At 57.2% G+C, this 20,955-nt stretch carries 19 protein-coding genes and 1 tRNA gene; 8 read left to right on the top strand and 12 right to left on the bottom strand.

From position 1 onward, the window contains the following. Nucleotides 1-18 precede the first annotated feature (18 nt). The 3 genes from QMZ18_RS20315 to QMZ18_RS20305 all read right to left on the bottom strand — a co-directional run bounded on the left by QMZ18_RS20315 (nt 19) and on the right by QMZ18_RS20305 (nt 2,551). Complete coding sequence (locus QMZ18_RS20315) at nt 19-804, bottom strand: HpcH/HpaI aldolase/citrate lyase family protein (protein WP_282608177.1); 786 nt, start codon at nt 802-804, stop codon at nt 19-21. A 150-nt stretch (nt 805-954) separates the two neighbouring features. Continuing rightward, nucleotides 955-2,259: a tetratricopeptide repeat protein gene (locus QMZ18_RS20310; protein ID WP_282608176.1), complete on the bottom strand. Its 1,305-nt coding sequence runs from the start codon at nt 2,257-2,259 to the stop codon at nt 955-957. 215 nt (nt 2,260-2,474) lie between these two features. Beyond that, nucleotides 2,475-2,551, bottom strand: a tRNA-His gene (locus QMZ18_RS20305). 195 nt (nt 2,552-2,746) lie between these two features. Here QMZ18_RS20305 and QMZ18_RS20300 point away from each other — a divergent pair. The 3 genes from QMZ18_RS20300 (at nt 2,747) to glnA (ending at nt 6,074) form a co-directional block, all read left to right on the top strand. Continuing rightward, on the top strand, nt 2,747-3,940 hold the full coding sequence (locus tag QMZ18_RS20300) for a pyridoxal phosphate-dependent aminotransferase (protein ID WP_282608175.1): 1,194 nt from the start codon (nt 2,747-2,749) through the stop codon (nt 3,938-3,940). 267 nt (nt 3,941-4,207) lie between these two features. After that, nucleotides 4,208-4,546 (top strand): P-II family nitrogen regulator, encoded by a 339-nt coding sequence (locus QMZ18_RS20295; RefSeq protein WP_142897311.1) that lies wholly within the window; start codon nt 4,208-4,210, stop codon nt 4,544-4,546. A gap of 118 nt (nt 4,547-4,664) precedes the next feature. Continuing rightward, nucleotides 4,665-6,074 (top strand): type I glutamate--ammonia ligase, encoded by a 1,410-nt coding sequence (gene glnA / locus QMZ18_RS20290; protein ID WP_282608174.1) that lies wholly within the window; start codon nt 4,665-4,667, stop codon nt 6,072-6,074. A 107-nt stretch (nt 6,075-6,181) separates the two neighbouring features. Here glnA and QMZ18_RS20285 read toward each other — a convergent pair whose 3' ends face one another. Together QMZ18_RS20285 and QMZ18_RS20280 are read right to left on the bottom strand one after the other, a co-directional pair. Then, a complete protein-coding gene (locus QMZ18_RS20285; protein ID WP_282608173.1) occupies nt 6,182-6,547 on the bottom strand; it encodes an Hpt domain-containing protein in 366 nt (121 codons plus the stop codon). Between the two features lie 320 nt (nt 6,548-6,867). Beyond that, nucleotides 6,868-7,896 (bottom strand): SGNH/GDSL hydrolase family protein, encoded by a 1,029-nt coding sequence (locus QMZ18_RS20280; RefSeq protein WP_282608172.1) that lies wholly within the window; start codon nt 7,894-7,896, stop codon nt 6,868-6,870. A 1,781-nt stretch (nt 7,897-9,677) separates the two neighbouring features. Here QMZ18_RS20280 and QMZ18_RS20275 point away from each other — a divergent pair. Further along, the gene (locus QMZ18_RS20275; protein WP_282608171.1) at nt 9,678-10,322 is read left to right on the top strand and encodes a papain-like cysteine protease family protein; all 645 of its coding nucleotides are present in this window, start codon (nt 9,678-9,680) and stop codon (nt 10,320-10,322) included. 95 nt (nt 10,323-10,417) lie between these two features. Here the strand turns inward: QMZ18_RS20275 and QMZ18_RS20270 are convergent, their stop codons facing one another. Next, nucleotides 10,418-10,831, bottom strand: coding sequence for a hypothetical protein (locus QMZ18_RS20270; RefSeq protein ID WP_282608170.1), 414 nt, complete (start codon nt 10,829-10,831; stop codon nt 10,418-10,420). 115 nt (nt 10,832-10,946) lie between these two features. Then, complete coding sequence (locus QMZ18_RS20265; protein ID WP_282608169.1) at nt 10,947-11,336, bottom strand: acyl-CoA thioesterase; 390 nt, start codon at nt 11,334-11,336, stop codon at nt 10,947-10,949. A 93-nt stretch (nt 11,337-11,429) separates the two neighbouring features. On the opposite strand from QMZ18_RS20265, the gene parE reads away from it, so the two are divergent. The 3 genes from parE to QMZ18_RS20250 all read left to right on the top strand — a co-directional run bounded on the left by parE (nt 11,430) and on the right by QMZ18_RS20250 (nt 15,186). Further along, entirely contained in the window at nt 11,430-13,421 is a 1,992-nt protein-coding gene (gene parE / locus QMZ18_RS20260; RefSeq protein ID WP_282608168.1) for a DNA topoisomerase IV subunit B, read from the top strand. An 80-nt stretch (nt 13,422-13,501) separates the two neighbouring features. Further along, complete coding sequence (locus tag QMZ18_RS20255) at nt 13,502-14,428, top strand: ABC transporter ATP-binding protein (RefSeq protein WP_282608167.1); 927 nt, start codon at nt 13,502-13,504, stop codon at nt 14,426-14,428. Continuing rightward, on the top strand, nt 14,425-15,186 hold the full coding sequence (locus QMZ18_RS20250; RefSeq protein WP_282608166.1) for an ABC transporter permease: 762 nt from the start codon (nt 14,425-14,427) through the stop codon (nt 15,184-15,186). The genes QMZ18_RS20255 and QMZ18_RS20250 overlap by 4 nt, the downstream gene beginning before the upstream one ends. Nucleotides 15,187-15,197: 11 nt before the next feature. On the opposite strand, the gene QMZ18_RS20245 is transcribed toward QMZ18_RS20250, so the two are convergent. The 3 genes from QMZ18_RS20245 to QMZ18_RS20235 form a co-directional block, all read right to left on the bottom strand. Continuing rightward, nucleotides 15,198-15,731, bottom strand: coding sequence for a hypothetical protein (locus QMZ18_RS20245; protein WP_282608165.1), 534 nt, complete (start codon nt 15,729-15,731; stop codon nt 15,198-15,200). A 64-nt stretch (nt 15,732-15,795) separates the two neighbouring features. Continuing rightward, entirely contained in the window at nt 15,796-16,146 is a 351-nt protein-coding gene (locus QMZ18_RS20240) for a hypothetical protein (RefSeq protein WP_282608164.1), read from the bottom strand. A gap of 198 nt (nt 16,147-16,344) precedes the next feature. Next, nucleotides 16,345-17,820, bottom strand: a complete 1,476-nt coding sequence (locus QMZ18_RS20235) for a pyridoxal-dependent decarboxylase (RefSeq protein ID WP_282608163.1) — start codon at nt 17,818-17,820, stop codon at nt 16,345-16,347. Nucleotides 17,821-18,213: 393 nt separating this feature from the next. Between QMZ18_RS20235 and QMZ18_RS20230 the strand changes: the two genes are divergently transcribed. Next, entirely contained in the window at nt 18,214-18,543 is a 330-nt protein-coding gene (locus QMZ18_RS20230; RefSeq protein WP_282608162.1) for a PAAR-like protein, read from the top strand. 112 nt (nt 18,544-18,655) lie between these two features. Here the strand turns inward: QMZ18_RS20230 and QMZ18_RS20225 are convergent, their stop codons facing one another. Together QMZ18_RS20225 and QMZ18_RS20220 are read right to left on the bottom strand one after the other, a co-directional pair. Next, nucleotides 18,656-19,603 (bottom strand): triacylglycerol lipase, encoded by a 948-nt coding sequence (locus tag QMZ18_RS20225; protein ID WP_282608161.1) that lies wholly within the window; start codon nt 19,601-19,603, stop codon nt 18,656-18,658. 7 nt (nt 19,604-19,610) lie between these two features. Then, nucleotides 19,611-20,945, bottom strand: coding sequence for a hypothetical protein (locus tag QMZ18_RS20220; protein ID WP_282608160.1), 1,335 nt, complete (start codon nt 20,943-20,945; stop codon nt 19,611-19,613). Nucleotides 20,946-20,955 lie beyond the last annotated feature (10 nt).

Raw genomic sequence — 20,955 nt, 5'->3', positions numbered from 1 at the left:
AAGTCGATAGATTATAAATCAGAGCGTTACGCCCGATTTCAAGCTCACTACATGAGCATCAGCGGCATCACGGAGCAAAATGGTGTCAGCACCGGCCAATACAAGCTCGTAACCCGCATCAACGAGGTTCTGCGCACTGCGTGCGGGCGTCGGAATGGCCCCCAACATCTTGCCGGCCGCTCTTGCGGCTTGCTCGACGCGCTGAGTCGCCTTCACCACTTCAGGATGATCGACCTCCCCGACGTAACCCATGTCCGAAGACAGATCGGACGGTCCGACGAACAGCAGGTCGACACCTTCCACCTGCGCAATATCCTCCACGGCCTCGACCGCTTTTGCACTTTCGATCTGGCAGATGACCAGAACCTCGCGGTTTGCCGCTTCGACATAATCCCAGCAATCCCGGCCATAGCGTGCCGCGCGCACAATAGCAGCGGCCATGCCACGGCGGCCCGCAGGCGGATAACGGCAGGAGGCTACGGCACGCTGTGCATCTTCCACAGAGTCCACAGCAGGAATCATGACACCCTCAAAGCCGACATCCAGCACCCTCTTGATCCAGCTGTCGTCGTTTTGCGGCACCCGACAAAGACCGTGACAACGAGGTCCACCGTTTGTGCCGCCCTGCGCGACCTGAAGCTGCAGCGCTGCATCCATGACGGAACCGGGACCATGTTCCAGATCAACCATCAGAAAATCGTACCCGGCCTGAACCACGACTTCGGTAGCAAAGGGCGAATACAGCTCGATCCAACAGCCAAAGAGATGTTTTTTCGATTCGATGTCCGCTTTTAGGCTCGTCATTGTTACTCCATGGTTCTTTCCGTAGGGGCTAACGCCCGGCGGTGGCACAGCTTCCGCCTCCCCGCTGCAACCTAACCTAGTGGTTCAAATTGCCGAACGAAGCTGCGGGGGGATTTGGATTCTTCTTAAGTCTACGACGGTAGGCAGGCACTAGCGAACCAGAATCGAACAGAAGGCCTGGCTGTTGATTTCTCGAATCCTGACACAGGTCTCGTCTGCCTGCGCGGTCGAAGCGGTCTTCACCACCAACCTGATAAAGGGCTTTCCGCCAGCCTGTCCGTCGCGCAGCAGGGTGAGCTCTTGTCCGGACAGAGCAGAGGCATAATCGGTCTCTGCCTCTTTCAACAGATCCCGGGCCTGAGCTTCGTTCCGGCTCGACAGCAGCCAAAGCAGAGTTCCGGTTGGAGTGGCCTGAGCCACAGGTGCCGCGCGGGCAGTTTGTACGGCAGGTTTTTGGTCAGGACCCGTCCCTTGAGTCAGGGCATTACCTTGAGCCTGGGCCTTATCTCGATTCTGGGAATTACCTGGTTCCGGATCGGGACGAATCAGGCGTGATTGAAGCTGATATCCGCCATTCGTGCTGCCGGCCTTTGCCGTTCCAGCAAGCTGCGGTTCTGCCAGTTCGGGAGCTTGACCATCACCCTGAGCAGCTCCGGCACCATTACCACTCAAAAGGTTCGGTTTTCGAGCATCGACGGGTTCATTCTTCGAGGTGCTTTGGTCAGCTGGAATTTCCGTCTTACCGGCCGGTGCAGTCGCCACCCCCTCTGATTCTGGCTTTTTCGCTGTAGGCTGTTCCAGGGGATCAGGCGGGAAAACATCAATCGGTTGAGCTGGCTGAACACCCTGGGACGTCAGGCGCTTTGCCTGCACCTTGGCGTCATCATGACCCTTTTTCGCTGCACGCTCATACCAATGCAGCGCGCGTCGGTCGTCCTGCGGCAAAGCCAGCCCGAGCCGATGCATCTGGCCGAGGGCGAACTGGGCTTCGCCGACACCGGCATCAGCGGCGAGATGAAACCAGACTGCAGCCTCCACCTGATCCTGGCCAACGCCCTCTCCCCGGAAGTAAGCCAAACCCAGATTGTATTGGGCCATGGGGTTGCTGGCATTGGCGGAACGGCTCCACAGCTGTGCCGCACGTGCCGGGTCGCGTGGAACACCTCTGCCTTGCGCATACATCAGACCGAGATTGTTCTGGGCCGCTGCCATATCCTGCTGTGAAGCCAGAGCGTACCAGCGTGCAGCGGCCTCGTAGTCGGGCGTACCGCCACCACCTGTTTCGAAGAGTTTGCCAAGGCTATATTGCGCCAGCGCATCGCCGGCGTCGGCGAGCGGCCTCCAAATCCTTTCGGCTTCCTGGTTCCGACCTGCCTTATAGGCAGCCAGCCCGTCCTCAAAGGTCGAAGTTTGTGCCAACAGAGTTTGAGGCCGAAGACCGGCCGCAGAAATCATGATCACGACTGCAAAAAAGGCGACTCGCCTGACGGCCGGGTGCATCGTATCAAAACCCTGTTCAGACGCGGGATAGCACGCGGAGACGATAGCCGCAGACCAACACTGCGGCAAGCAACGCGTAATAATGACACGCCATGGCACTCCCCCGGCCGAAGGGGATCAAATCCGGCGGTGGTAAAGATTGTTCAGAATAGATTGCATGAGAAGAATATTGGGGTGGCTAACGGGACTTGAACCCGCGACCTCCGGTACCACAAACCGGCGCTCTAACCAACTGAGCTACAGCCACCATCACCTGGATCTCGCAAACCATGCCCAGCTGTTCGCCAAGCAAGCCTCTTCACCGCAGGATGGCGTTGTTTATACTCTGCGCCCGGACGCCGTCAAGCACGATGGTGAGACTTGTAGAGCATAAGCATGCGGTCGTAGTCTGCTAACCAATCCCTCCCATCGAAACACCTCTGCAAAGATCACGGAGCCCTCTATGTCCACGCCTGCCTCGGCCCCCAATCCCGTTACCGCCATGCAACGGCTTGGCACCGAAAGTGCCTTCGAGGTTCTGGCCCGCGCGAAAGCGCTGGAAGCCGGCGGAAAATCCGTGATCAATCTGGGCATCGGACAACCTGACTTTCTAACCCCCGAACATATTGTAGAGGCGGCAATCAAGGCGCTGCGCGACGGCCATCACGGCTATACCCCCGCCAACGGCATCCCCGAGCTGCGTGAAGCGGTTGCCGCGGATATCCACCAGCGTCTGGGAATCCAGGTCGATCCCGGCCGGGTGGTGGCTGTGCCTGGCGGCAAGGTCACGATGTTCTTTGCCATCATGATGTTCGGGGATTCGAGCAGCGAGATACTCTATCCTAATCCCGGCTTCCCGATTTACGAGTCGGCGATCAATTTCAGCGGCGCTAAGGCGGTTCCCATACCGCTGCTGGAAAAAAACGGTTTTGCCTTTTCCGCGGAAGACGTGCTGTCGCGGATCACGCCGGCCACGCGACTGATCATTCTCAACAGTCCTGCCAATCCGACCGGCGGGGTGACGCCTAAGCACGAAGTCGACCGCCTGGTCGCCGGTCTCGTCGAACATCCCCAGGTGACCATTCTCTCCGACGAAATCTACAGCCAGCTGCTCTATGACGGACGGGAGCACGTCAGCCTGCTTTCTTATCCGGAGATTAGTGACCGTCTCATCATGTTGGATGGTTGGAGCAAGACTTACGCCATGACCGGTTGGCGGTTGGGTTATGCCGTCTGGCCTGAATCCCTGGTGGATCTGGCAACCCGACTCGCCATCAACAGCCACTCCTGTGTCAATGCCGCCGCACAGTATGCCGGTGTCGCTGCCCTGGAGGGACCACAGGACGCCGTCGATCAGATGCGGGAAGCTTTCGATGCGCGCCGGCGGGTCGTGGTCGAAGAGCTCAACAAACTGCCAAAGATATCCTGCATCGAACCTGGCGGCGCGTTCTATGCCTTCCCCAACATTCAGGCGACAGGTAAAACCGCCAAGGAGTTGGAGACTGCATTGCTGGAAGACGCGGGCGTCGCCGCCATTGCCGGCACGAGCTTCGGTCAGTACGGCGAAGGCTACCTGCGTCTTTCCTACGCAAATTCCACCGAGAATATTCTAGAAGCCATCGGACGCATGGAAGGCTGGCTCGCAACACACCTCTGATCAGGACGACGGCCGGAAAAGATAAAATTGATAGCTGGCACTTGCCGCCCGCCATTTGCACAGAATTTACGCGATAAATTGCCTATTTTTTGGTCATTACGCCTTTTTATTATGCACCCTCCTGTGCCAAAGTGAAAAAACTTTACCAAGTTAACAAGCGTTTCTCTCACAGTTCGGGGAAATGCAGAGTTGGCACGCGCTGTGCTAGTGCGAGCTTAAGGTTCTCTTAAGAGATCCGGCAAATCAGCGAAAGGCCTGTACCCTGAAATGAAAAAGATCGAAGCGATCATCAAGCCCTTTAAGCTCGACGAAGTGAAGGAAGCCCTGCACGAAGTCGGGATCAAGGGTATCACCGTAACCGAGGCCAAGGGTTTCGGGCGCCAGAAAGGTCATACGGAGCTGTATCGCGGTGCCGAGTACGTCGTCGACTTTCTGCCGAAGGTAAAGGTCGAAGTCGTGCTGGAAGACGGACTTGTCGAACGGGCTGTTGAAGCCATTCAGCAGGCGGCGCAAACCGGTCGGATCGGCGACGGCAAGATCTTCGTCAGCACGATCGACGAATCCATTCGAATTCGAACAGGTGAACGCGGCCCCGATGCCGTCTAATCCCCTTTCCGCTGGAACGGATTTCTGTCCTTCCAGCGCACCATGAGTTACCGGGCAGGAACTGGGTTTCTGCCTCTATCGTTTTTATCAACAACTACCAAACACGGGAATCGTGAGCATGTCTGACCCGAAAAAAGTCCTCGAAATGATCAAAGAGAACGATGTTAAGTACATCGACTACCGCTTCACGGATCCCCGCGGCAAGTGGCAGCATCTGGCCATGTACCATGGCGCCGTCGGTGAAGACGAACTGGTCGACGGCATCATGTTTGACGGCTCGTCGATCGCCGGCTGGAAGGCCATCAACGAGTCCGACATGATCCTGAAGCCGGATCTTTCGACCGCCGTCATGGACCCCTTCGCCGCACAGCCCCAGTTGATCCTGTTCTGCAACATCGTCGAACCTTCAACCGGTGAGCTCTACAGCCGCGATCCGCGCTCGACGGCCGTCCGCGCAGAAGCCTACGTTCAGTCATCCGGCATTGGCGACACTGCCTATTTCGGACCCGAAGCCGAATTCTTCGTGTTTGACAACGTCCGCTTTGCCACCGACCCGCACGAGACGTTCTTCACCTTCGATTCCGAAGAAGGCCCTTACAACACGGGCAGCGATCTCGAAGGCGGCAACATGGGCCATCGCCCGCCTGTCAAAGGCGGCTATTTCCCAGTCCCACCTGTTGATTCCGGCACGGACCTGCGCGCCGAGATGGTTACCGTCATGGACGAAATGGGCGTCACCGTCGAGAAGCACCATCATGAAGTCGCGCCCTCGCAGCACGAACTCGGGGTTAAGTTCAACACTCTGGTCTCAGCCGCCGACGAACTGCAGATCTACAAGTACGTTGTTCACAACGTCGCGCACAGCTACGGCAAGACAGCTACTTTCATGCCGAAGCCGGTGGCCGGCGATAACGGCTCAGGCATGCATACCCATCAGTCGATCTGGAAGGAAGGCAAGCCGACCTTCGCCGGCGACGGCTATGCCGGCCTGTCCGAGACCTGCCTCTACTACATCGGCGGCATCATCAAGCATGCCAAAGCGTTGAACGCCTTCACCAACCCCTCGACAAATAGCTTCAAGCGCCTGATTCCAGGCTTTGAGGCCCCTGTCCTGCTGGCGTATTCAGCCCGGAACCGTTCTGCGTCCTGCCGTATTCCCTATGGTGCAGCCCCGGCGGCCAAGCGCGTCGAGATTCGCTTCCCGGACCCGACGGCCAACCCCTATCTCGCATTCTCGGCGATGCTTATGGCTGGCCTTGACGGCATCAAAAACAAGATCCATCCGGGCGAAGCGATGGACAAGGATCTCTATGATCTGCCGCCGGAGGAACTGGCTGACGTTCCGACGGTTTGCGGATCTCTGCGCGAAGCTCTCGAGGCCCTGGAAGCCGATCACGACTTCCTGCTTGCCGGCGATGTCTTCTCGAAGGATCAGATTGCTGCTTATGCCGAGTTGAAGTGGGAAGAGGTTTACCGTTTCGAGCACATGCCGCATCCGGTCGAATTCGACATGTACTATTCAGTTTGATTGTCCTTGCTATCGAACTGACACTCAGAAGCCGGGGCCATCTGCCCCGGCTTTTTCTTTTGCGGCAGGATCTGAGAGCAAGACTCTACCCGTGAAAATGCAGAAGCTCAGGCCAATTGTTGTGCGGTAGTCTCAACGCCCGGGTCGGCGCCTTCTGACAGGATCTCACTCATGAGGTCGAAGTAGCGGCGCAGTCCCTGAAAGAGATTGGGATCGTCCGAGGTGGCCGATTTCAGAATCTGTTCGACCTGTACGGCAATCAGCGTGATTGATGGGAATCCAAAGGAATCCCCCATTCCTTTCAAGTCGTGCGTGGCGCGGGACATCTGGTCAAGCGCCTCCTCGCCCCGTTCGCTGGTAAAGCATTCAAAGGCGGCAATCGTGGCATCGAGACGTTCCTGAGCGGCGACAATGAAGGAATCCCGCAGCTTCGCCTGAATCTGCGCTTCCAGTTCACTTAAGTCGCGACCCATGAAAAGCACTCCGCCGAAACAACGTCCAAGACTGCCATCAGCAGTCCAACGGTGCCGAGACCCCCAAATCAGGCACCGTCGGCGAACTATCCACGATTAAGCGTTAAAGTTTGCTTTCTACTATAGAGTTTGATCGTTTTTCACTGAATCGGCGAAATAAGAGAACCGTACGCGATTCTATGTAGGCCGCCTTCCAGTCCGCCCGTCAATCCGGCGGCACTTTCGGCCATTGCCCATAATGTCGCCTCAGCGGAAACCAAAAAAACGGCCTGCCACCGGACAGGCCGCTCCTTTAAGTACTTACGCGCCGAAAGTTTAAGCTACCGGGCGGCCTTGCGGCTCCGGCGCCGATTTGCGACACCGAGACCGAGCAAACCGACAGACATCAACAGAATCGTCGAAGGCTCCGGAACATCGATGAGATCCACCGCCCTGCCAGCAATCACACGATGCGCAGCCGTTGTCGGATGAACCTCGTCCCAGTAAACGAAATCGTTCGGACTCGTACCCGGCGGACAAACGAACTGGCCATTCACGAAGCAGGTTTGCAAAAATGCATCTTCGGCATTGTTGAAGCCGAAAGCTGCCGGGTCCGCCAAGGCCTCTTTGAACAGCGCGTTGATGTCCAGCAGAGAAAAGTTTCCATCCAAAGTGCCTAACAACTGCTCCAAACCGTCGTTGTGAACCTGGGTGACCGCGTTCAAGGGACCCTCAGCTCCCTGGAATCCGGCAAGAGGCGTTTCCCCCAAATCCGGAAGGTTGGCGATCAGAAAGTTCTCTGCTCCCAAACCGCTTAAAGTGTTGATGGCGTTTTCGATGTTCGCCAGGACGGTCGCAGGATCATTGATACCGAACAGATAATCGTTACCACCGATCCAGAGAACGAAGAGTGCGTCGGGATCAGGTGTATTTGGTCCTGCGTAGATCGATTGAAATTGCTGAATCTGCTGCGTCAGGCCAGGCAGTACGCTAAGCGCTGGATTCCCCGTCGCAAGATGGGCGATCGTGGTGGCGCCGCTGGTCGCCGCCCCGTACGCAAAGTTGATCCCGTCCGACGGTGGTGCCACCGGGTTCAAGCCCGGGTCCGTCCCCAACGTCGGGTTGAGACCTAATTGCGCGCCGAACTGATCCACCCAGTTGGGTCCATTCGAAAAACGACCCGGGAAGTAGGGTGGAGAGGGCGGGAAGGTTCCACCCGTCAGGTTAAAAATGTTCCCTGAATCGGATAGACTGTCGCCGAAAACAAAAAGCTGGGTGTAGTCGATTGTAGCGGCCTTAACGGGCACCGTGGTTATGAACAGGGCGAAAAGAGTCGCCGCGGCTCCTCGTAAAAAATACAAGTTTCGCATTGCCTTCCCCATTTTTCTGACGCGTCAATATCATCAGCGCCGATGTTATTCCTCAGGTTTGTACCTCTTTTAGTTGTTCAACAGTCTATTACGATAATTGCTGCAGGTGACACCGCTTAATTCCATTTTTTGCTAATTTTTCCGGATACTTGAGGCTCTGAACCACGGAATAGCCCGCTCAGAACCGGCAGGCGGCGAGCAAGACGTGCGTGTTTAAGGGGAGTGTGGTCGACGAGGTGGGAGCTTCGGATTCAATCGACATTACAGGACTGCGAGGGTGCGCTCATGTTCTTGGCTGAAACAATCAAGAACATAACGATCAGACTCTCGTAAGGCGTCGATCTTACGCCAGAGGCAACGGAGCTTCAGATATGTCCCGGAGCTGAAAACCGCGTGCAGTCACAAATTCACGGCAAAACGTAAAAACACGAACGCCACCGTGATCTAGAGACGACGGTGGCGTTCGTGTTTAACGCAGCATCCGCGCAGGGATGCCTGCGGTGCCGGCCTTTCAGCCGGCCACCAAACCTTAGGCTGCGATTCCCTCGCGCCAAGCTGTTGAGGATTTGCAGGTTTTACAAATCCGCTCGCCCGGCCATTCGCTCGGAAATTTTTCACGGCACTTGAGACAGTTACGCGTCTTTTTCTCATAGACGCGATCCGACTCGGGCTTGGTGTTTGACTGATCGCTCATTCTTACCTCCAACCAGACACTTCTTAGAAGTTCGCTAGCAACAATATTCGGCGCACCGGTATCAATCTATGACTCCAGACCGCGCGATGACAGTGACCCCTGCTGTGACTTAAGAGCGCAGTCAAAAAAGTGACTTCGATCTTACTCTGACGCCGGAAACCGCCGACGGCGCCTGCAATCATCCATCTCAATCCAATTTCAAACCAGCCTGCAAAAGAACTCAAAGCCAAACGAGGCGCTCGATTTCAAAGCCGGGTCCGAAGTCAGCGGAGGCAGAAAAAAGCCCCTTCACGCCATTGGCGCGCTTGAGAGCTATTCTGCTCGCTTTGACGGATGTGACCAGAGCATACACCGCTTTCGGTCTGCCAGGCGCTCAAGTTGAAGACGTTGTGCGCCGCAGCAAAGGGAACATAATCTTTGTTACAAAAATATTCAACTGTTTTAAACGATATCCTACATTTTATACAAATTTCGCTGAAACAGGTATCGATTTCAGACCAATTCGACGCAAGGTCGACTCTGGTTAACGCGCTGATTTTTGCGGGTTTTGGTAGGCATAGCCTCTATACAACGGTCCGAAGCTATCAGCCCACACGCGGCCCTATCGATAAGGGAACAAGGTTAAGGCTTTTAGTTAACGAATCGCAATATTCGTTGATGCGTTAATGTAATCAGCAGTCCGCTCTCTCCTTTCACCTCGAAAAACCACAGACCTCAACTTCGCAAACAGTCCTGCTCAACAGACGAAAGACCATTTTTATAACTGCTCCCACTTGGGAGGCGATATGGCTTTGCGACGATTGCGTCGGCAGGAATAGAAAGCACGCTGTAGAAGACTCGTTGCCTGAACCGCCTGTCAGAACGTCCCTTTGCGGGCGGATCGGTCGGCTTTCGGCCTGCGTCAAATGGGGACCTTGGCCCAAAACAGAAAGCACGAACTAAGGCTGGATAGCGGAAGGGCTCACATGGATGCCAGCAAAGCGTTTTGGCGAATAGAGTGATCTCATGCCATAATCAGGATGTTGGAAGCACTGGTGTTAAAGATAAAGAACCAGTTGCTGAAATCTCAATTGGGGAAGGCAATACGATGGCCGATATCTATCTCAATGTGCCTTACGTGACGCAAAAGAACATCGGCGGCCACGCAGGAGGTGATACCAGGGACGACCCGACCGGGTGCTGGTATGCCGCTGTCAGCATGCTCGGCTACTACCGGGAACAAGGCCCAAGGCTCGGTGTTCCGGATCACTATCTTAAGCCAGACGGCAGCCCTCAAAAAGTCGACAAAAACGGCAACACAGCGGCTCTTGCTATGGGGAGCGCCGGATATGAGCAGTTGGTGGTGAACGAGGGCTTGACCGCTGTCCCGCTGCCATCGGACAAGCGTTGGACCTGCCGCAAACTGGCCGAGATTCTGCGGGCCTGCGGCCCTTGCTTCGTGCGCAGAGGTTGGATCAAACAGGGCAAGCTGACCGGAGGGCACGCAGTGGTACTGGTGGGCGCCAGGGAGAGCGACAGCAAGGTCGTCATCCACGACCCTGGATCGCGAGGCGCGAACTGGGAATGCACCATCGACGAGTTCAATGCGTTCTTCAAATGGGAGGGCACAAAGGCGAAAAAGTACAGCATGATGTGCAAGTTACCCGTACTGGGCGGCTTGGTTCTTCAGCGCACGAGCACAGAGTCCAGCTTGCCCACCACCCGGCCCCGCAGCAATGCAATATCTCACTGAACCCGCTGACGCATTCCGCCTTTTATGATTGCGCCGGCTCGAGTCTGGTCATTTCTTGCTGGTTTAGTGAAAAATGATCAGATTCAGGACCTTCGTCAGCGCTCCAGTTTGACCGCTAAGGGCTTGCCTTCATAGCCATGCTGACTGTCGTTGGCCCGCAGAGTCACCTCGGTGATATCAGCCGGGATCTCGACACCGCCAAGTGAGCGTGTGAACGGCTGTTCGTTTTCATGGGGATGATGCAGAACCCGGGTTCCTAGGACGGTGCCATCGGGCGCAACAATATCCCATTTGTTGGCATAGTGGTCCCAGCCCTCATCCGCGTGAGCCACGGTCACGTTGAACCGCCACTTTCCGGCATTGTCCTGAACCGCTTCAACGCCAACCACATCGGCACCGCCTGCCTGGGCCGGTAACGGCTGCAGGAAAAACAGACCAGCCCCGAACAGCACCGCGGTCATCATGCCAGACGTTGCGGCGCGGTTCCTTTTCCCCCGTACTTCTGTCATCGCATCCATCCTCAAAGCTGTCTCCTCATTCCGTTGCTGTTTTACCTGCAATCAGACGATCGGGACAGTCACCGTCAAGTGAACGCATAATACCAAGGAGTACTACTGCGTTTAGTCATTGGTCCGCGACCGAACGCGGGCGCCCCTCCTCGTCGATCGCGACATAGACGTAGGTGCCTTCGGTCACTTTGACCTCAGAGCCATCCAGCCGGCGCTCAGCCCAGGTCTCCACGTGCACCGACATCGAGGTGGTCCCGATCTTGACGATCTTCGCGTAGCAGCTCACCAGATCGCCGACGAAGACCGGCTTGTGGAAGCGCATCGCTTCTACGGCGACAGTCGCGATTCGGCCCTTGGCATGATGTGCGGCCGGCACCGCACCCGCCAAATCCATCTGTGCGAGCACCCAGCCGCCGAAAATATCGCCATTGGGGTTGGCATCCGCGGGCATGGCCAGGGTGCGCAGCGCGGGATCGCGGCGCGTGGCGCCGGGTTCTTCGGTCATCGCCGTAAATCCTTACTAAATCTGGTAGTTTTCCACAGAAAGGCTACATCATCTGCTTGCGTGGCTCCTGCCCGCCTCCATATAATGCAGACTATGTCAGATCTGTTCCAGTCCGTCGCCGCAGACACGAGCGACTACTCCGCAAAAGATATCGAAGTCCTCGAGGGACTCGAGCCCGTCCGCCATCGCCCCGGTATGTACATCGGAGGCAATGACGAACGCGCCATGCACCATCTGGTCGCCGAGGTGCTCGATAACGCCATGGACGAGGCCGTCGCCGGACATGCGAGCCGCATCGAGCTGGAACTGGGTTTGGATAACCAGGTCACGATCCGCGATAACGGCCGCGGTATCCCGGTTGATCCGCATCCCAAGTACAAGGACAAGTCGGCGCTGGAGGTCATTCTGACCACCCTGCATTCGGGCGCCAAATTTACGCAGAAGGCCTATGCGACGTCCGGAGGCCTGCACGGTGTCGGCCTGTCGGTGGTCAATGCCTTGGCCGACAAGCTGGCCATCGAGGTGGCTCGCGACCGCACACTGTACCGCCAGGAATACAGCCGCGGCGTCCCGCTCGGCGCACTGGAGGCCATGGGTTCAGTCCAGAACCGCCGCGGCACAACAATCGTATTCCGGCCGGACAGCGAGATCTTCGGTGAGGCGCCGCGCTACCGGCCCGCCCAGCTCCATAAGATGGCTCGCTCGAAGGCCTATCTTTATCGCGGTGTCGAAATCCGCTGGAGCTGTCATCCGACATTGGTCGAAGGCACCGATGTCCCGCAAAATCAGGTCATCCACTTTCCCAACGGCCTGGAAGACTATCTCGCCGCCAGCCTTCAAAGCCGGCGTATGCTCACACCAGAGCCCTTCGTCGGCGAAGCCAAATTCTCCGGTGACGAAGGCCGGGTCGAATGGGCGATCTCCTGGCCCATGGATGAAAACGGGTTCGTCTCTTCCTATTGCAATACCATCCCGACGCCGGAGGGCGGCAGCCACGATGCCGGCCTGCGTTCGGGGCTGCTGCGCGGCCTGAAAGCCTACGGCGAACTGGTCAGCAACAAAAAGGCCTCTGTCATTACGGCCGAAGACGTCCTCGGTGGCGCCTGTGCATTGCTGTCGGTTTTCATCCGTGATCCGCAGTTCCAGGGACAAACCAAAGAAAAGCTTGCGACCCCACTGGCAACCAAGCTGGTCGAAAGTCAGATTCGCGATCACTTTGACCATTGGCTGTCCGGACATCCGGAGCGCGCCAGGGTCCTGCTGGAGCGCGTGATCGAGCGGGCCGAAGAACGGATGAAGCGGCGCCAGGACCGGGAACAGAGCCGCAAGAGCGCGACCCGCAAACTGCGATTACCCGGGAAGCTGGCGGACTGTTCGCGCAGCCGCTCCAGTGATACCGAGATCTTCCTGGTCGAGGGCGATTCCGCCGGCGGATCTGCAAAGCAGGCCCGTTCGCGCGAAACTCAGGCGGTTCTGCCTCTGCGCGGTAAGATCCTGAACGTAGCCAGCGCATCGGTCGAGAAGATGAAGGCCAATCAGGAAATCAATGATATCTCCCAAGCCCTGGGCTGCGGGCTCCGAGGTCAATTCGACCTTGATAAACTACGCTACGAGCGCGTGATTATCATGACCGATGCCGACGTCGACGGCGCGCATATTGCGTCACTTCTTATGACCTTCTTTTACCGCGAGATGCCCGGCCTGATCGAATCCGGCTGCCTCTACCTGGCACAGCCGCCGCTTTACCGGCTGACCCAGGGTGGCGATTCCGTCTATGCCATGGACGATATGGATAAAGACGAGCTGATGGCCAGCCACTTCAAGGGCCGCGGCAAGATCGAAGTCAGCCGCTTTAAAGGCCTGGGTGAAATGCCCGCAAAGCAGCTTAAAGAAACAACAATGGATCCCAAGAAACGTGTGCTGCTGCGCGTGACCATTGTGGAGGCGGATGACCTCGAAGAAGACAAAGCCGGCCGTCAAAAGGACGCCGCGGATATGGTCGAACGCCTGATGGGCAAGAAGCCGGAAATGCGCTTCAACTTCATCCAGGAAAACGCCAAGTTCGTCGCCGATATCGACGTCTAAACCCGGTACTGCTCTCAGACCTCTTCTGAGTTTGATCGATCCAGGTTGCCAATCTCGGCACATGTGCTAGATAGGCAACGATGGACAACATCATCTCCGTCTCTCAACTCTCCAAGACCTATGCCGGTGGCTTCCAGGCGCTGAAAAGCGTCGACCTGGAGATTCAAAAGGGTGAAATATTCGCGCTGCTCGGCCCGAACGGCGCCGGCAAGACCACCCTGATCGGCATTATCTGCGGCATACTCAATCCCTCCCAAGGCAGTGTTTCCGTCGGCGGCAACGACATCATCGACGACTTTCTCAAAACCCGTTCCATGATCGGTCTGGTGCCGCAGGAACTGACCACCGATACCTTTGAAACGGTCTGGACCACAGTTAACTTTTCCCGCGGCCTCTTCGGCAAACCTGCCAATCCCGGCCACATTGAGCAACTGTTGAAAAAACTGTCCCTCTGGGACAAGAAGGACAGCCGGATCATAGCCCTGTCCGGTGGCATGAAACGCCGAGTGATGATCGCCAAGGCGCTGTCGCACGAACCGCAAATCCTTTTTCTCGACGAACCCACAGCCGGTGTTGATGTCGAATTGCGCAAGGACATGTGGGCTGTTGTCAAAACGCTGAGTGATTCCGGCGTAACCATCATTCTGACCACCCACTACATCGAAGAGGCCGAGGAGATGGCCGACCGCATCGGGGTCATCAACAATGGCGAGATCGTACTGGTCGACGCCAAGACCGAACTGATGCGCAAACTGGGTAAGAAGCAGTTGACGGTTGAGCTTCAACAGAACCTAGAAGCCATCCCGACGGAACTGGCCGGTCACGAACTGGCGCTGTCCGCCGACGGTCTGCAGTTAGTATATACTTACGACACCCAGGCCGAACGCACGGGCATCCGGTCTCTTCTGAACGAACTCGACAAAGCCGGCATCAAGTTCAAAGACCTCAGCACCTCGCAGAGCTCGCTCGAAGAAATTTTTGTCAATTTGGTGAAGAGGCCGTCATGAACCTGCGCGCCGTCCGGGCCATCTACCTCTTCGAAATGAACCGCACCTGGCGCACTATTGCCCAGAGCATCGTCGCGCCGGTCATCTCGACGGTCCTTTACTTCGTCGTCTTCGGCGGCGCAATCGGTTCGCGCATAACCGAGGTCGACGGCGTCAGTTACGGCACCTTCATCGTGCCAGGGCTGATCATGCTGTCGGTGTTGACCCAAAGCGTCTCCAATGCCTCCTTCGGCATTTATATTCCCAAGTTCTCGGGCACGGTCTATGAGCTCCTCTCGGCCCCCATCACCTTCTTCGAGATCGTGCTGGGTTATGTCGGCGCGGCTGCCACTAAATCGATCATCCTTGGACTAATCATCTTGGGCACCGCCAGTCTGATCGTCCCATTGCAGGTCGCACACCCCTTCTGGATGTTGACGTTCCTGGTGTTGACAGCGATCACCTTCAGCCTCTTCGGTTTCATAATTGGCATCTGGGCCGACAGCTTCGAGAAGCTGCAGATCGTCCCTCTACTGGTGATCACGCCCCTTGCTTTCCTTGGCGGCAGCTTCTATTCGATCAACATGCTGCCGCCGGTCTGGCAGACGGTAACCCTCTTCAATCCCATGGTGTATCTGATCAGTGGCTTCCGCTGGAGTTTCTACGAGATCGCCGACGTGAGCCTCGGGACGAGCCTGGGCATGGTGACCCTGTTCCTCGTGATCTGTCTGATCATGGTCCGGTGGATCTTCAAGACCGGGTATCGGCTGAAAAACTGATCAGCACGCGGCTAGCTTCGCGGTAGCTCTAAGCCGTGTTCCCTGAGTACGGGCCGGATCTTGGCCCGCTCTTGCAAAACCTTGTCGTAGATCCAGAGGTAGTAATCCTTGCGGGCGATCACCGCCTTTGCCTTCTTCTGTCCAAGCAGCCGCTCCAGGGCATCCAGTTCGAGCAAGTTCACAATCAGGTGCAGATAGACGCTGTACTTATCACGTGCACCCTGCGGAGCGCCGACAGGAACCTCCGGGTATAGAAGCTTTAAGTCAGCAATCGCCGCGTCGACCGCCTCTTCCTTCTCGCTGCAAAACCAGTGGACCTGCTCATGCAGGAAGGTCGCCAACTGCAACTCGTCGTCGTCCAGGTGGCGCGTGTTGAGAGTGAGTACAGGATGACTGTGGGGAATGACGCGGCTCTCGATCCGCACCCGCCGCGTGAAGATTAAGGACTGAAGATCATAGCGCGCAAGTATCCGATAGAGCTGCGCTTCACCAGCCTCCTCAAGCGCCGTCCCGGATGCCAGTTCAATGCTTACAGCAGCAGCCATAGATTCTCCCGTAAGCATCAATGCGAAGATGACACCGATCACCGGTCTGCGAAGCACTAGCTCCTCACCAACGCCTTAGTCGCGTCACGAAGTGCGCGATGGAATCCGACCCAACGATACAGACGATTCCAATAATCGTGGAAAAAAGCGCGTCGATGTTAAAGAACGACAAAATTGAGTAAACGCCCTGCGCGACCCAGAATAAATTGACCAAGCCGGGCAGGCTCACAATTAATACTAAGAGACCAAAAGCTGCCACAGCTACGGACAGTACCGCCTTACGGTCCCAATAACCCTCTACAGCTTCGCCTACGGCGGTCGGGTAGATTCGGCGAGAGATCCAGGTCGCGCCGAACCAGAGCACGAAGGCTGGCGCCAGTTGAAGAACTAACTGGAACACGATACCAGCAAACATCGCCAGAGAGCCCGTGACAGCCGTTACAGCTGTGGGCTCCAACAAGGCCCAAGCCCGTAGAACGAGTGCCTCCGCTGCCGGGAGCCAGTTATTAGTTTGAAACACAAAAAACAAGGCAAGCAAGCGACACCCAACAAAAGCAACATCTCTCGGACTTAGCATGACGAAACTCAATTCAACTTGGTAGATATCTGCGGTTTAGACTTCAACCGCCTTCCGCCCCAAACCCGCCACCGCATTTACCAGCAAATCCATATCCGCCGTGGTCGTTCGGTGGTTGGTGATGTTCACCCGGATCGAGTTAACCTCGCCGAGCTTGGTGGTCGAGGGCGCGGCAACGCCCGATTCCTGCAAATCCATCACGATCTCGGAGTTGAGCTTGTTCAACGCCTCCGTCGTCATGTCCGGCGCCACGAAGCGGAAACAGCAGATGTTTAGCGAGACCGGCGCCGACAACTCCAGATCCGGGTGCGCCTGCACAAGTTCACCGAGATAGGCCGCCTGCCGGCAGTTATCGTCGACCTTCTCCGCGATCCGCTTGATGCCGTGTTCCTTCAGCGCGAACCAAACCTTCAGCGCCCGAAAGCCACGCGAGAGTTCCGGACCGTATTCGCAGAACCAGGGATTGCCCGCCGCCAGACCGCGCGGTGACGCGGTCAGGTATTCCCGGCGCAGCGTAAAGGCCTCGCGATGAGCTTCCTCGCTGCGAATAAGCACAAAACCCGCGTCGTACTGCACATGCATCCACTTGTGAAAGTCGAAGGCGATGGAGTCGGCGCGCTCGATCCCCTTCATGCGCGGCCGCAGGTTTTCGCTCAAGGCAGCCACGGCGCCGAAAGCACCGTCGACATGGAACCAGAGATCGTACTCTTTGCAAACATCCGCGATGGCATCGAGGTCATCTATCGCGCCGGTGTTGACTGTCGCGGGGGAGCCCATCACACAGAAGGGCATCTTGCCCGCCGCAAGGTCGGTCTCGATTGCCGCACGTAAAGCGTTGATGTCCATGGAGTAGGCCTCGTCGACGGGCACTGTCCGCAGGGCATCCATGCCGAGCCCCATGAGATCGAAGGTGCGCGCCATGCAGCTATGGGCTTCGGCAGATGCATAACCCACCAATTTGCCTTCGCTTGGCTGCACGCCGCGGCGGCGCACGTCATAGTCAACCTTCTGGTAACGTGCGGTGGTCAGCGCAATGAGCGTGGCAATCGACGTCCCGCTTACGACCAGGCCACTGGCGGTCTCGGGAAAATCGAACAGCCGCCGGCACCAGTCGACAACCTGCCGCTCGACATAGACGGCACCGTGATCGCGGCCGCCGAGATTGGAATTCATGGCCGACGCCATGGTATCGGCGATCACGCCGCCCGGCGTTCCCGCTCCATGCACCCAACCGAAGAAACGCGGATGCGTGTTGCCGGTGGCGTAGGGCAGCACGTGTTTCGTGAGATCTTCACAAACCTGCGCCGTGCCCTGGCCCTCCATCGGGACTGGTTCGACCAGCGCTTGCTTCGCCTCGTCGGGCACCGGTGTCCAGACCGGGCGTTCCGTCGCCGCTTCCATGTGGTCGAGCGCCTGATCCAGCATGGCATGCGATAGCTTCCGGAATTCAGTCCAGTCTTCGGGGTCGAGTGAGCGTTCCGGCGAATCGGCGCCAGTGGCTGGGCATGTCATTTTCGGCCTCGGTAAAAATGTGAAGTCCAAACTGAGAGAGCAGGACATATCAGAAGTGGTTTTTCCAATCTGTTATAGGCTGCCCGGCCGGCATCTGTCATCGCCAAAGTCATAGCTTCATCCTCTCAATATCTTTTAAATAAATTGAAGGTTTCATAAGGCATTGAACCTGCTGACCAGTCTCACCTCAGCAAGAAGTTCGACCACTCGTAAAAATGGCAAAATAACAGCTTTCAATACAATTAAGAATGGCTCGCAATTTAACGAATTATCGACGCGACACAATTTAGTTGGTACACGTTTTACTAGCGATGACTATAGTTTCCGTCACGGAACAAAACAGGGGCCGACTCCTTCAGCGAGAAAGAGGCCAGGATCAATTGGGAGATGATAATGCCTGATGAAAACATTCTGAAACACGGCGATACGGTTTCGTGTTCTTTCGGCACCTCACCCGGCGCCTTCCAATCAATGCAACCGTCAGGCAAAGCACAAGCCGGTGAAACTATACCACTGGTGAACGTACCAGCCTTTGGTATGTGCAGCTCGATGAATGATCCTATGACATTAGCGGCAACGGCTGCGGCGCAGGGCGTTATGACTCCAAGCCCCTGCATACCGAAAGTCGTCGGTCAGTGGTTGGGAGGCGATCCCACAAGTGCAAATGTCAGCGGCTTCGCAATGTGCCATTGCACTTCGGGAGGCGTCATAAAAAAGCTTTAGCATCCGCCCTATGAGTGGATCGGCGCGGCAGAATTAGCGCGAAAGGCTCCGCAAGGGTCACTCGCGGCCGATGGCATTGATTTCCGACGAAGTGGTTCCACCGGTGGGTAGATTACGCCCAAGTCGTTCTCAACCGCTGTTTTAGCGCAGGATGTTCCGCTTCCAAATTCCGCCAGTCGCCACTCATCAGCAAGGCAGCAACTAATTCTGCCGTTTCCGACGCGGCCTTAGCTACGATAGAGCCATGGTCGTGGTGCCGGTGGATGTCCAGCACTGCATGACAGCGGGGCGGCTCGCCGTTCTGCCCCGGTTCCGCCATATGGACTTCCGACCAATCAAAGGAATCCTGCCGGGTCAGGTTGCTGGAACTCTCCGTGACGATTCCGTCATGCGGTTTGTCCATGTCGTCGAGCTGCCACTTCAGGCCGACACCCCGGACGAGTTTCTGGGCAAGTGAGAGCTGGACAGAGGGCCCGAAAGCGAATTCGCTGCGGTCAGGATGGTAAAACAGTGCAGGAATGCTGGCGAAGCGCAGGTGCGCAACCGGTGATTCTGATGGCGGATACTGGCTCTTCAACCTATCGCGCCGGTCGGACATGATCTTCGCTGCCTCGGTCAGGTTTTTGACGCCTGCCGTTCCGGGTGCGAGTGGCGACAGGGTCCGGAACGTCCCCAGCACCATCTGCCCCAGCAGGCTCAACTGCGCCGGCCCCAGGGAGCCGCGATTGGGAGTCGCGATGGTCACCACCGTGTGGAGGTTCTCGATGAATCTGTCCGAAGCGGCGAGGCGTGCCACCAACCCGCCCATGCTGTAACCGACCAGATCGATACGCTCGGCCTTCAGCTTCGCCGTTATGCTGTCTGCAAGATGGACGCCGTTGGTGACAAGCTCCCTGGTATGGTCGTAGCCGTAGACATAGACATCCTTGTCGGGCACCAGTTTGACCAGGGCTTCGCCGAACGGTGTTGCGAGATGGTCGCGGGTCTGGCGGATACCGTGCAGAATGACCACGGCGTGTTTGTCACTCGCCTGCGCACTGATACGTTTCAGTCCGTACATGGCGCCCTCACAACCGCGACTGAAGGATAAGGATGCTCGCTGGCTTATCCTTCGCGTCACGCCCCCGGTCGGTGGTGTCTTGCAAGTCGACCCGGATCCAGTTTCTGCCACCCGCGAACCGCCCGCCGACCGCAGCGGCGTTGGCCCAGCCGTAGGATTGGTCGGCCACGCGGGGCAACACACAGGCCGTCATGCCCGCAGGATTCAGATGGCCAGGATTTAGATCTGACTTCGCGCCGCCGTCGTCCTGCCATGCGAGGTGAACGAAGTCGGCCGGGCTCCAGCTTTCGAACACGCTGTCCGGATTACCACCATCTTCGTAACGCGTACCGGCTTCGCCGCGCACTGTGATTTCAGGCACCACGCCGATCAGTTCGAAGGCCGGATCGATCTGCGGCAGATCGTGCGCGGGCAAACCGGCCTCTTGCAGCTCCGTGCAGATTTTCTCGAAGGCGGTCTGCGCCTCTACCCCGGTCACCACTTCGGGCGAGAGCTCCGGCACCCTGAAACCCCCGGCAGCGGTCATCTTGGAGGCGCTCAACGGTTGACCATCGAAGAAGACCCCCTGCAGATCGACCTTCGCCGAACGCAAGCCCTCGCTCTGACCGGCGAATTCGATCAGGACATCGGCGGCCCGGGAGGAACCCGGATTGCTGCGCGCCATGTAAGACGCAAGCAGATGCCACAGGCGTGTGGTCAGGCGGCCGGTATCCACAGGAGCGTAGAGCTCCTGCCAGGCGTCGGGCGCTGTCACCCAGCGCAAAGCCTCTTCCTCTTCAGTCAGTTCCCCCTCTCCTGCGATATCACGCATGTCGGCGAGCAGGTTCAAGGCCATGATCAGGCCGAAAATCTCTGCATCGCGGCCCTTGCGCGCGAAGTCGCTCTGCCGATAAGCCTCGTTTCTTTCGAAACTGACCCGGCGGGCTTGAAGATCCTCGATTGCAGCCGTGGGAATCTCCATGGATTCCAGGGTGCTGAGCGCGAGGGAGCGCAGCGGTACCCGCGTCGAGCGCGACCGGTTTACCGCCGCCTTCTTGCCGATATCGGCATCCTGCAGAGCCCAACGGCACCAGGGCGCAAAGAGAATCGTCTCGTTGATCGCCTGCATAATGTTCGGCGTGTCCTCGCGTTCGCCGTTGTGCCAGAGGTCAATATCGGAGGTGAAGGGGGTCAGGTTGAATAGATCGAAGTCCTCGCCCGGCCGGTAATGCATATACATCAGCGCGCGGGTCGCCGCGCCGCCGAACAGCGTGAATTCAACACCGAACTCCTTGGCGACTTCCTTTAAGCCCCTGAACGCCGGCACCTCGTGAAGTGGCATCACAGTCGCAACTTCCGCCATCAATCACCCT

The sequence above is a fragment of the Pelagibius sp. Alg239-R121 genome, from assembly GCF_947331435.1.
In the GTDB taxonomy this organism is placed as follows: Bacteria; Pseudomonadota; Alphaproteobacteria; order Kiloniellales; family Kiloniellaceae; genus Denitrobaculum.
This window is presented reverse-complemented; position numbering and strand designations above follow the sequence as displayed.